8 protein-coding genes and 1 pseudogene are annotated in these 11932 nt (G+C 74.0%); 4 read left to right on the top strand and 5 right to left on the bottom strand.

Annotation, left to right across the window (positions count from 1 at the left end; all coding sequences use genetic code 11):
* Window positions 1-21 precede the first annotated feature (21 nt).
* From KCH_RS35105 to KCH_RS35095, 3 genes and pseudogenes are all read right to left on the bottom strand, one after another.
* Window positions 22-1061, bottom strand: a pseudogene (locus KCH_RS35105) (LacI family DNA-binding transcriptional regulator).
* Window positions 1062-1159: 98 nt separating this feature from the next.
* Entirely contained in the window at window positions 1160-2986 is a 1827-nt protein-coding gene (locus KCH_RS35100; protein WP_051653794.1) for a sensor histidine kinase, read from the bottom strand.
* Complete coding sequence (locus tag KCH_RS35095) at window positions 2976-3692, bottom strand: response regulator transcription factor (RefSeq protein ID WP_035870053.1); 717 nt, start codon at window positions 3690-3692, stop codon at window positions 2976-2978. Before KCH_RS35095 ends, KCH_RS35100 begins: the two co-directional genes overlap by 11 nt.
* A 156-nt stretch (window positions 3693-3848) precedes the next feature.
* On the opposite strand from KCH_RS35095, the gene KCH_RS35090 reads away from it, so the two are divergent.
* Entirely contained in the window at window positions 3849-4793 is a 945-nt protein-coding gene (locus tag KCH_RS35090; RefSeq protein WP_035870050.1) for a M28 family peptidase, read from the top strand.
* A gap of 29 nt (window positions 4794-4822) precedes the next feature.
* Complete coding sequence (locus tag KCH_RS35085) at window positions 4823-6232, top strand: M1 family metallopeptidase (RefSeq protein ID WP_051653793.1); 1410 nt, start codon at window positions 4823-4825, stop codon at window positions 6230-6232.
* Between the two features lie 75 nt (window positions 6233-6307).
* Here the strand turns inward: KCH_RS35085 and KCH_RS35080 are convergent, their stop codons facing one another.
* Together KCH_RS35080 and KCH_RS35075 are read right to left on the bottom strand one after the other, a co-directional pair.
* Entirely contained in the window at window positions 6308-7909 is a 1602-nt protein-coding gene (locus KCH_RS35080; protein WP_051653792.1) for an alpha-amylase family glycosyl hydrolase, read from the bottom strand.
* A 45-nt stretch (window positions 7910-7954) separates the two neighbouring features.
* Complete coding sequence (locus tag KCH_RS35075; RefSeq protein ID WP_051653791.1) at window positions 7955-8986, bottom strand: questin oxidase family protein; 1032 nt, start codon at window positions 8984-8986, stop codon at window positions 7955-7957.
* A 559-nt stretch (window positions 8987-9545) separates the two neighbouring features.
* Here KCH_RS35075 and KCH_RS35070 point away from each other — a divergent pair.
* Together KCH_RS35070 and ribA are read left to right on the top strand one after the other, a co-directional pair.
* Window positions 9546-11258, top strand: a complete 1713-nt coding sequence (locus KCH_RS35070; RefSeq protein ID WP_035870047.1) for a WD40 repeat domain-containing protein — start codon at window positions 9546-9548, stop codon at window positions 11256-11258.
* A gap of 8 nt (window positions 11259-11266) precedes the next feature.
* A partial coding sequence (ribA, locus tag KCH_RS35065; protein ID WP_244305576.1) for a GTP cyclohydrolase II RibA occupies window positions 11267-11932 on the top strand: 666 nt, incomplete at its 3' end.

The following is an 11932-nucleotide window of genomic DNA, read 5'->3' as shown; positions in this document are numbered from 1 at the left end:
TCCGGCCCGGGAGGCGCCGCGCTACGCGGACTCCCGCACCACCAGGTGGGTCGGGATGATCACCGAGGACGGCGCCGAGGCCGCCGGGTCGTTGAGCCTGCGCAGCAGCTGACGCGTCATCAGCCGCCCCATCTCCTCGATCTCCTGGCGGACGGTGGTGAGCGGCGGCTCCGTCCAGGCCGCGATCGACTCGACGTCGTCGAAGCCGACCACCGCGACGTCCTCGGGGATCCGCCGCCCGGCCGCGCGCAGCGCGCGGATCGCGCCGGAGGCCATCGAGTCGGAGGCCGCGAACACCGCGTCCAGGTCCGGCCGCCGGTCGAGCAGTTCGGTCATCGCCCGGGTGCCGCCGTCGGCGGTGAAGTCGCCGACGGCGATCAGGTCCTCGTCGCCGTCGGGGAGCAGGTCGCGGTAGCCGTCGAGGCGGTCGATCGAGGAGGTCTGGTCGAGCGGCCCGGTGATGGTGGCGATCCGCTCCCGGCCGAGCGAGCGCAGGTGCTGGACGGCGAGCCGGGCGCCGCCGCGGTTGTCGTTGTCGATGTAGACCAGGTCGCGGTCGGACTCGGCGCCGGCCAGCCGGGGCGTCCGCCGACCACGAACGGCAGGCCGAGGCGCTGGGCGGTCTCCGGGGTGGGGTCGGAGCGGTGCAGCGAGAACAGCAGCACGCCGTCGACGTGGCCGCCGGCCAGGTAGCGGCCGATCCGCTCGTGGTCCCGCTCGTCCTCGGCCAGCAGCAGCACCATCTGGTTGTCGGCGGCGGCGAGTTCGCGGCTGATGCCGCGCAGGTGCTGGGCGAAGAACGGGTCGGAGAAGAACCGGGCCTCGGGTTCGGCGACGACCACGCCGATCGCCCGGTTGCGCCGGGTGACCAGGGTGCGCGCGGCCAGGTTGGGCACGTAGCCGAGTTCGGCGACGGCCCGTTGGACCTTGTCCCGCAGCGCGGCGCGCACGCCGGCGCCGCCGTTGACCACCCGGGAGGCGGTGGCCCGGGAGACGCCGGCCAGCTCGGCCACCGACTCCAGGGTGGGGCGTCCGCCCGTTCCCGCCTCGGCCTCGCTCACCGTGCACTCCTCTTCGCCGCCGTACGCCCAGGCACCAGGCCGTGATCGCGCTCCTGCTGCCAGCAGCCTAGCGCCCGCCGGCCCGTCCGAGAGCGCTCTCAGAATTCCGCCGCAGGCAGGGTCACGGTGAACACCGAGCCGGTTCCGGGGGTGCTGGCCACCTGCACGGTCCCGTCGTGGAGTTCGACGAGTTTGCGGACGATGGCCAGGCCGAGGCCGCTGCCGCCGGTCTGCCGGTTGCGGGAGCGGTCGGCCCGCCAGAACCGTTCGAACACCAGCGGCAGGTCCGCCGCGGCGATGCCGTGCCCGGTGTCGGCGACCTCGATCCGCACGGCGCCGGCCGCGGCCCGGGCCCGCAGCGTGACGACGCCGCCGGCCGGGGTGTGGCGGACGGCGTTGGACACCAGGTTGCCGAGGGCCTGGCGCAGCCGGACCGGATCGGCGAGGACCTCGGGGCCGGCGGGCGAGGGATCAGCGGGTGAAGGTTCGACGGCCAGCGTGACGCCGGCGGTCTTCGCCTGCGCCCCGTGCGCGTTGGCGACCTGGGTCAACAGGTCGTCGACGTCGACGGGTTCGGGGTGCAGCACCAGTTCGCCGGCGTCGGCGGCGGCGAGGTCCCGCAGGTCGTCGATCAGGTGCTGGAGCAGCATGGCCTCTTCGAGCAGCGAGCCCGTCAGGGCGCGGTCGGCGGTGGCGACGCCGTCCTCGACGGCCTCCAGCCAGCCGCGGATGTTGCTGAGCGGGGTGCGCAGTTCGTGCGCGACGTCGCCGACCATGGCCTTGCGCAGGTCCTCGAGTTGCCGCCGCCGCTCGGCCATGGCGTTGAAGGCGGCGGCGAGTCCGGAGATCTCGTTGCGGCCGGTGACCCGGACCCGGGCGGTGAGGTCGCCGTCGGCCATCCGCCGGGCGGCGTGGGTGAGCGCGTGCAGCGGTTGGGAGAGCCGCAGTCCGACCGCGACGGTGACCGCGACGGTCACGGCCAGCACCAGCGCGGCGACCTCGGTGACCCGCCCGGGGTGGGCGGCGGTCAGCACGGGGGCCTGGCCGGCGGGGTCGGCGGGGGTGCCGACGAACAGCAGCACGGGCGGCGCCACGTACGGGACGAGTTGCTGGCGGCGGGCGTTGGTGAGGCATTCGGAGGCTGCCCGGTCCTGGCGCGGTTCGCCGGTCGGGATGCCGTCCGGTCCCAGCGTCAGGGTGACGGCCCGGGCCTGCCGGCGGGCCAGGCAGGCGTTGACGAGCCCGGTGAGGTCGGCGAGGGCGGCGGTCTCGGTGCGGTCGGCGGCGCTGACCACCATGGGCGTCTCGCAGCGCCGGCCGAGCACTTGGCCGTCGGCGGTGCGCAGTTGGGGCCGTCCGGCGAGGTCGTCGGTGACGGTCGCCTCGATGCCGAGCAGTGAGCGGAGGCAGTCGGCCTGCTGCTGGAGGTCGTTCTGCCGGGCCCGGTGCTCGTCCGGGGTGGGCCGGAACGGGCCCGCCGCGCGGGCGTCGATCCGGTCGGCGGGCCCGTCGGGCAGCAGCGCGAGGTCGACCGAGAGCGGGTCGACGATGGCGGTGGGCGTCCGGGGCGGCGCGGGCCGGTCGGCGGCGGGGCCGGGTGACGGGGGCGCGGCCGGGGCGGCGGAGTCGATGACCGGTTCGGCGTGCGGGGTGGTGAGGACGATGCGCTGCCCGGTGGCGGCCGCGAGTCGGCGGACGGTGTCCTGGGCGCCGTTCCAGTCGGGGTGGGTGGCGGCCCAGCCGAGGAGCTGGTGGTAGATCCGGGTCTGGTCGGCGATGGCCTGGGTCTGTTCCTGTTTGATGGCGCCGGTGGTGGTGCGGGCGGCCAGCCAGGCCGTCGCGGCGATGGAGCAGAGCGAGACCAGTGCGGAGAGCGCGAGCAGACGGGCCGTCAGGCTGCGGCGCAGCGGGGTGTCACGGGGCAACGCGCGGTTCCTCCGCGAGCTTGTAGCCGATGCCGTAGACCGTCAGCAGGGTGGCGGGGCGGCGCGGGTGGGGTTCGATCTTGCGGCGCAGGTTCATCACGTGGGTGTCGACGGTGCGGGCGGTGGTGTACCGGTCGATGCCGTGCAGGTGTTCCAGGAGCTGGGCGCGGGTGAAGACCCGGCCGGGCTGGGCGGCGAGGACTTCCAGCAGGGTGAATTCGGCGGGGGTGCAGCCCACGGGCCGTCCGTGGGCGGTGACTTCGTGGCGCAGCGGGTCGACGGTGAGGGGGCCGACCCGGAGCGGGGCCGGGGGTGCGGCGGGGTCGCGGTGCTGGGCGGGCGGGGCGCCGCGGCGGAGCAGGGCGCGGACCCGGGCGACGAGTTCCCTGGGGCTGTAGGGCTTGGTGAGGTAGTCGTCGGCGCCGAGGTCGAGGCCGAGCAGCAGGTCCTCCTCGGCGGTGCGGGCGGTGAGCATCAGCACCGGGAGGGCGGATTCGGCGCGCAGGGCGCGGCAGACGTCGAGGCCGTCGAGTTCGGGCATCATCACGTCCAGGACGAGGAGTCGGGCCCGTTCGTGGCGGGCTTCGCGCAGGGCGGCCCGGCCGTCGTGGACGACGACGACGTGGTGTCCTTCGCGTTCCAGGTACCGGCGGACGAGGTCGGCCTGTTTGGGGTCGTCCTCCGCGACGACGACGTGTGCGCACATGCGGACGATCGTAGAACGCCCGGGCGGGGCCCTGACCTGACGGTCTGTCGGCCGCCGGCCGTTCCCGGACCGCTTCCCCACCGGTTCCTGACAACTTCCTGACACGGGGCGGCGAGGGTGGCGGGGTCACCGCGTCTCCTTCCGAAAGGCCTCCGCGTGAAGTCCTCCCTGCCGCTCGCCGCCCGTGCCCTCGGGGCGGCCCTGGTCCTGTCGCTGCTCCCGGCGGCGGGCTCCGCCGCGTCCGCCGCCCCGGCGGCCCCGGCCGCCCCGACTGCTCCGACCGCCCCGGCGGCCCCGGCCGCCCCGACTGCTCCGACCGTCTCGGAGCGGGAGGTGATGCCCCATCTGCTGGCGCTTCAGCGGATCGCCGACCGCAACGGGGGCACCCGCGCGCACGGCACGCCGGGGTACGCGGAGTCGGTGGCGTACGTGCGGCGCGCGCTGGACCGGGCGGGTTTCCGCACCGAGTTGCGGCGTTTCGAGCACGGCGGCCGGGCGGGCTGGAACCTGGTCGCCGACTGGCCGGGCGGCGACCCGGAGCACGTGCTGCTGGTGGGCGCGCACCTGGACAGCGTGGCGGAGGGCCCGGGCATCAACGACAACGGCTCGGGTTCGGCGGCGGTGCTGGCCACCGCCCTGCGGGTCGCGGAGTCCGGGCTGCGGCCGGCCCGGCACCTGCGCTTCGCCTGGTGGGGCGCGGAGGAGCTCGGGCTGGTCGGTTCCGCGGACTACGTCGGGAAGTTGTCCGACCGGGAGCGCGGGGCGATCGACCTGTACCTCAACTTCGACCAGACCGGCAGCCGCGGCACCCGGCAGTGGCTGGTGGTGCAGGACGGGCCGGGGGCCGACGAGGCCGCCGGGCGGGCCTTCGCCTCCTGGTTCGCCGCCCGGGGCCTGGCCACCTTCGACGTCGGCGTGGGCGGTTCCGACAACGAGTCCTTCGGCGCCGCGGGCATCCCGTCCTCCGGGTTCAGCACCGGCATCTCGGACTGCATCCACGAGGCCTGCGACGACCTGGCCAACGTCGATCCGGCCACCGAGACCGTCAGCACCAACGCCCTGATCGGCGTGGTGTGGCAGCTCGCAGCGGCCCGTTCCTGACCGTTCGTCACTTCGAGGAGTTCCCAGAGATGCGCACCCGACGCACCGTCACCACGCTCGCCATCGGCACCGCCCTCGGTGTCGCGCTGTCCGTCGTGCCCGCCTCGGCGGCGTCCGGCGTCGGCGACCCGTACTTTCCCGAGGACGGCAACTCCGGCTACGACGTGGGGCATTACGACGTCCGGATCGCCTACGACCCGGCCCGGACCGACCACCTGGACGGCGACACCACCGTCACCGCGCGGGCCACCCGGGCGCTGGACCGGTTCAGCCTGGACCTGAAGGGCTTCACGGTCGCCTCGGTGGCCGTGGACGGCGTGCCGGCGCGGTCCTTCGCGCGGTCCGGCGCGCACAAGCTGGACGTGGTGCCGGCCCGGAAGCTGGCCCGGGGCGTGGTGTTCACCGTCCGGGTGACGTACGCGGGGGCGCCCGACGCGGAGGGCTGGCACACCCTGGCCGACGGCGGGGCGAGCGTGGCGGGCGAGCCGCACTCCGCGACCTCGTGGTACCCGTGCAACGACCACCCGTCCGACAAGGCCACCTTCGCCCTGACCGCGACCGTCCCCGAGGGCTGGACGGCGATCGGCAACGGCCTGCCCGGGCCGACCACCACGGCCGGCGGGACCTCCACCTTCCGCTGGCGGGAGGACCGCCCGCTGGCGACGTACCTGAGCACCGTCGCCGTCGACCGGTTCACCGTGCACCGGGACCGGCTGGACGACGGCACGCCGCTGATCACGGCGTACAGCCCGGACGCGCTGATCGACCCGGCGGCGGAGGCCGAGCAGCGGGACATCCTGGCCTTCCTGGCCTCGAAGTTCGGCCCGTACCCGTTCTCCTCGGCGGGCGCGATCGTGGTGGGCGAAGCCAAGGGTCCGAACGCGGGCCCGGTGGCGCTGGAGACGCAGAGCCGGCCCACGTACGGCGGGGCGATCTTCGACGCGCCGGTGGTGCACGAGAACGCCCACCAGTGGTTCGGCGACAGCGTCTCGTTCAGCGACTGGCGGGACGGCTGCCTCGCCGAGTGCTTCGCCCAGTACGCCAACCAGCTGTGGGAGGAGCACAAGGGCGCCGACCTCGACACCGGCTTCTACGCCTCCGAGGTCGCCGCCAACCGGGACGACCCGGCGTACTGGTCGACGAAGCTCTACGACCCCGGCGCGGGCCGGGAGTTGGACGCCGCGCTGTACTTCAAGGGCTCGCTGATGCTGCACGCCCTGCGGCGCACCGTCGGTGACGAGGCGTTCTTCGCCACGCTGCGCCGGTGGACCGCCGAGCACGCCTACGGCAACGCCTCCTTCCCGCAGTTCGAGGAGTTGGCGGCGCGGGTGTCCGGCCGGGACCTGACGGGCTTCTTCGACGCCTGGGTGCGCGGGGCGACGGTCCCCGCGAAGGAGTACCTGTACCCGGGCCCGCTGGCGGCCCTGGCCGGCCGGTAGTGCAGCCCGTCGTGCCGCCTGCCGTGCGGCCCCCGGGGACGGCGACGGCGTGAAAGGTTCACGTTCCCGGGCCGTTCAGCCGGACTGTGGCCAAGCCCACACCGCGCCCTCGTCGGGCGCCAGGACGGCGAGGGTGTCGGTGCTGCGGGCGGTGGACAGCAGGCGGTCCCAGGACGGCCGTTGCGCGAGCAGGCCGCCGATCGGGGCGGGGCGGTCGGTGAGGTTGAGCGTGACGAGCAGGTCGGGGCCGGCGCCGGCCGAGCGGGTGTAGGCGAGCACGCCGTCCGGGGCGTCGAGCAGGGTGAGGGTGCCGGAGCGCAGGGCCGGGGTGGCGCGGCGCAGCGCGAGCAGGTCGCGGGTGAGGGACAGCGGGGAGTCGCGGTCGGCCTCCTGGTCCTGCACGGTGCCGGCGGGCGGGACGGTGATCGGCAGCCAGGGTTCGACTCCCGGGGCGGTGAAGCCCGCTGACGGGGCGTCGGGCGTCCAGGGCATGGGCGAGCGGGCGTGGTCGCGGCTGAGGGCGGGGGTGCGCAGGCCCCAGGGGTCGCGGATCCGGTCGGGGGCGATGTCGGCGTCGGGCATGGCGAGTTCGTCGCCGTTGTAGAGGATCGCGGTGCCGGGCAGGGTGAGCAGCAGCATCATCGCGTTGGCGGCCTGGGCGGCGCCGACCCGGGAGGCGACCCGCGGGTCGTCGTGGCTGCCCATCACCCAGGTCGCCGACGCCCCGGGCGGGACGGCGTCGAGGACGGCGCGGACCGTGCGGCCGATCGGGTCGGGCCGCCAGTCGACGCCGAGCAGTCCGAAGCAGATCGGCAGGTGGAGTTCGTCGAGGTCCCGGCCGAAGTAGCGGCTCCAGGCGGGCCAGTCGTACTCGTGGACCTCGCCGAGGGCGACGCCGCCGTAGGAGTCGAGCAGGGCGCGGAAGTCCCGGTAGCGGGGGTGCAGGTCGGAGTGGCCCTGGTCGTGCAGGTGGAGCTGGTCGTCGAAGCCGCCCATCTCCCGGTGGTGGGCCGAACTGCCTTGCGCGGCGGGCGGGTTGTCCCGCAGCTTCGGGTCCTTGGCGATGAGCGGGGCGCAGTCCACCCGGAAGCCGTCGACGCCGCGGTCGAGCCAGAACCGGGCGACGTCGAACATGGCGTCCTGGACGGCGGGGTTGCGCCAGTCGAGGTCCGGCATGGAGGGCAGGAAGGAGTGCAGGTAGTACTGGCCGCTCGCGGGGTCGAGGGTCCAGGCGCGGTCGCCGAACAGGGTGATCCAGTTGTTCGGCGGCCCGCCGTCGGGCGCGGGGTCGCGCCACACGTACCAGTCGCGCCGGGGGCCGTGCGGGTCGGCGCGGGAGTCCTGGAACCAGCGGTGCCGGTCCGAGGTGTGGTTGGGGACGTAGTCGACGAGGACGCGCAGGCCGTGCCGGTGGGCGGCGTCGAGGAGTTCGTCGAAGTCGTCGAGGGTGCCGAACAGCGGGTCGACGGCGGTGTGGTCGCGGACGTCGTAGCCGAAGTCGTCCATCGGCGAGGCGAAGAACGGCGACAGCCAGAGCGCGTCGACGCCGAGCCGGGCGAGGTGCGGCAGCCGGCGGCGGACGCCGGGCAGGTCGCCGACGCCGTCGCCGTCCGTGTCGAGGAAGCTTCGCGGGTAGACGTGGTAGATGACGGCGTCGTGCCACCAGAGTCGTTCCATCACCGGTCCGTCGGTCGGGGGTCCAGTACGGCGCGGTACGGCGGGTCAGTACGTCTGGGTCTCGCAGAGCCGCACCCAGTGCGTGGCGGCCAGCCCGTACACCGGGTCGGGGCTGAGGGCGTCCTCGCGCCGGCAGGCCTCCACGTACTTGATGGCGTGCGGGTCCTCCGAGGCCAGGGCGCGTTCGGCGAGCGTGGCGTAGTCCTGGACGGGTTCGAAGGGCCGGTGCTCCTTGCGGCCGGTGCCGTAGGCGCAGCGGATGGCGGCGCTGAACCGGACGGCGGCGGCGACGCTCGGCCAGTGCAGTTCGGCGGGCAGGTGGGGCAGCACCAGGCGGACGGCGGCCGGGGTGGTGAGGGCGTGGACGAAGGCCATCGGCCGGTCGTGGTCGTCGGTCAGGTAGCTGGTGGCGGTGGTGCGGGTGAGCCGGCTGAGCAGCTGCCCGGGGTCGCCGTCGAGGCGCAGGGAGTCGACGGCGGGGGCGAAGTCCGGTTCCAGCCACAGCGATTCGAGCCGGATCCGGAAGATCATGCCGTCGCCCTGGCCGCTGCGCAGCTTGGGGACGGCGGCCCAGGCCTGGTCGAGGTCGCGGTCGTGGGCGGCGGTGCCCTCGGGGAGTTCCTGGAAGCGGGCTGCCCAGTAGCCGAGGCCGCGGGCGAGTTCCTCGATCCGCCAGGGGGTGTGCGCCTCGTCGAGCATCCGGACGGCGTGGCCGGTGCGGATGACGCCGTGGCCGCCGCCGGCGGAGAAGCCTGGCAGCAGGCGGGGCCACCACTTGGCGAGCACCTCGGTCCACGGGGCGCCGTCGAGTTCGCGGCGGAAGAACTCGACCCAGTCGCCCATCAGGCGCATGTTGCCGAGCGCGGGGCGCCAGTTGTCCTCGGTGAGGGTGTCGAAGTGGCTGTAGGTGTCCTGGTAGAGCAGCTTGCGGTAGGAGCTGACCCAGGACGCGATGGCGTCGGCGTGCCCGAGCCGGGCGAGTGCCTCGGCGGCCATCGGGCCGTGGTTGCTGACTCCGGGTCCGAACTCGGGGCCGGAGTCGTCGAGGAACTCCAGTGCGCCGTCCAGTTCGTTCACTGCGCCTCCTTGGTCGATTCCCTTTCATCGAATGCGTTCTGACGTCGTTTCAGCAACACGGCCTCCACGGTTTGGCTCGATCGGTGCGCTGTGCGGGGTGGTGGCGGGGTGTGCCGGGGGCGGACGGGATTGCTCCGGAATCCGCCGGTCACGGCGGGGATCGGCGGGGCGTGCGCGGGGAGCGCGTTCACGCCGGCGTCGGGCGACCGTCATCCGGGAAGGCGCGCTTCCGGTCGGGATCGAGACATGTGCGCCGGGTTGTTGACGCGGACATGCACGCGAACTAGCGTCCTGCCGTGGCCCAGTCATGGGCCGTTCCCGTCGGCCTGCGATCCGGCGATCCCGCACCGGCCCCGCGGCCGGCGTTTCCTGTGTCGACCGCCGGTCGGCTCCGAGCCCCGCACCGGGGCTCCGGTGCGTCCGGCCGTTCCACCGCACCAGGCTGATCCCGCGTCATCAGGTCGGATCCCAGCGCGCCTTGCGCCGAGGCGCCTCGTCACGCCCACTCACGGACCGCGCCCGGTCGCGGCCATGCTCCAACGAGCCCAAGGGGACCCTTGTGATCAAGCACTCCTCGCCGATCAGCGGCATCGACGCCCACGGCGACCTCGTGGTGACCGCCGGATACGACAACCGCGTCATCCTGTGGGACGCCGTCACCCGCACGGCCGTCGCCGAGGCCCGCCACGACCACCTCGCCAACCAGTGCCGCTTCTCCGCCTCCGGCCGCATCGTGGTGACCTCCAGCAGCGACTACTCCGCGCGCCTGTGGTCGGTGCCGGACCTGCGCCTCATCACCGTCCTGACGGACCACAAGGACGACGTCGAGATGACGGTGCTCTCCCCCGACGAGACCCGCGTCGCCACCGCCTCCCGCGACCACGTCGCCCGCGTCTACGACCTCGACGGCCGGCTCCTGCACCGCCTGGAGGGCCACCAGGCGGACGTGCTCTCGGTCGAATGGGTGCGCGGCGGCGCCGAATTGGTGACCACCAGCGACGACGGCACGGTCCGCCGCTGGAACCCGGAGACCGGCGCCCTGCTCAGCACCGTCGACCTCGGCGACATCGAGACCGACACCGTGGCCGTCCTCGGCCCGGACAGCTTCGCGCTCGGCAACGACGAGGGCGAGCTGATCCTGATCGACCCCCGCGGCACCCGCCGCCACCAGGTCCACGACGCCGGCATCAAGCGACTCGCCTGGGACGCCGACCACCGCATCCTGCTCAGCTCCAGCTACGACCGCACCGTGCGGCTGTGGCAGCTCGACCCGGGCGCCGACCCGGTCCACCTGCTGACCAGCGAGGTGCCGGCCGACGTCTGGCTGCGCTCGTGCGCCAAGCTCGACGACACCCGCTGGGTGTTCGGCACCTTCGGCTCCGGCTACGCCGTCTTCGACCGGAAGGACGGCAGCTGGGACCTCACCGGCGTCGAGCCGACCCCCGGGCTCAACGCGGTCGCGCTGACCACCGACGGCCGCTACACGGTCGGCGACAGCGGCACCGTGAAGCGCGACGGCAAGGTCGTCGCCGAACTCGGCAGCTGCTGCAACTTCGTCACCCAGGTCGGCTCCACCGTGGTCGGCGGCGGCCAGCTCGGCACCGTCTTCGACGCCGCCGCCGGCACCGCCGTGCACCAGCACCGCTCCCCGCTCAACTGCGCGGCCGTGCACAGCTCCCGGACCGGCGACGCGCTGATCGTCGGCACCTACACCGGCGAGGTGCTGGTCCTGCGCGACGACACCGGCACCGGCCTGCAACTGGCCGCCACCCACCGCATCCACGACAACGCCATCAAGGGCATCGCCGTCCAGGGCGACGTCCTGTTCAGCGTCTGCGCCACCGGCGCCGCCGCCTGGCACGCGCTGCCGTCCATGGAGCCGATCGCCGTCGACGAGCAGGCCCACGCCCGGATCGCCAACGGCGCCGCCGCGCTGCCCGACGGCCGCTTCGCCAGCGTCGGACGGGACTTGACGCTGCGGATCTGGAGCGCCTCCGGCGAGCAGCAGGCCGCGGTGCCCACCCCGCACCGCAACAGCATCAAGTGCGTCGCCGTCGACCCGCTGACCGGGGTCGTCGCCACCGGCGGCTACCACGGCCGGGTCGCCGTCTACGACCCGGAGACCGCCTCCTGGGTGGCCGACCTGCGGCCCACCGTCGCCGGCATCTCCTCGCTCGCCCCGGCCGGCGCGCCCGGCCGCTTCCTCGCCTCCTCCTACGACGGACGGGTCTACGAGATCGACGCCGACACCTCCGGGCACTCCAAGCGATAGGGGCCACCATGACGACGACTCAGGAAACCGGCACCACCGGGCGGGCCCCGGCCGGGGACGCCGTGCTCCGGCTGGCCAGCGCTCCCGTGCCGGTCGGCTCCACCCTGATGCAGCTGACCGTCTTCGGGCGGATCGGCGCGGCCGGGCAGGAGGACACCGAGGAGGTCGTGACGCTGCGCACGATCGACCCGCGCAGCGAGTCCGAGGAGCCGCCCATCGTGCGGATCCACAGCGCCTGCTTCACCGGGGACGTCCTCGGCTCCGAGAAGTGCGACTGCGGGCCGCAGCTGGCCGCCGCGGTGGACGCCATCATCGCCTCGCGCAACGGCGTCCTGGTCTACATGCTGCGCCAGGAGGGCCGCGGCATCGGCCTGGCGAACAAGATCCGCGCCTACGCCCTCCAGTCCGCCGGGCACGACACCATCAGCGCCAACCTCGCCCTCGGACTGCCCGCCGAGAGCCGGGACTTCACCACGGCCGCCGACTGCCTGCGCCAACTCGGCATCTCCTGGGTGCGGTTGATGACCAACAACCCGGAGAAGGTGGAACAGCTCACCGCCCAGGGCATCGTGGTCAAGGACCGGGTTCCGATCGGCGGCTTCCGCACCCCGTTCAACGAGGGCTACCTGGAGGTCAAGGACCGCCGGATGGGCCACCTCGGCGCCCTCGGCCTG

Source organism: Kitasatospora cheerisanensis KCTC 2395, from assembly GCF_000696185.1.
In the GTDB taxonomy this organism is placed as follows: domain Bacteria; phylum Actinomycetota; class Actinomycetes; order Streptomycetales; family Streptomycetaceae; genus Kitasatospora; species Kitasatospora cheerisanensis.
This window is presented reverse-complemented; position numbering and strand designations above follow the sequence as displayed.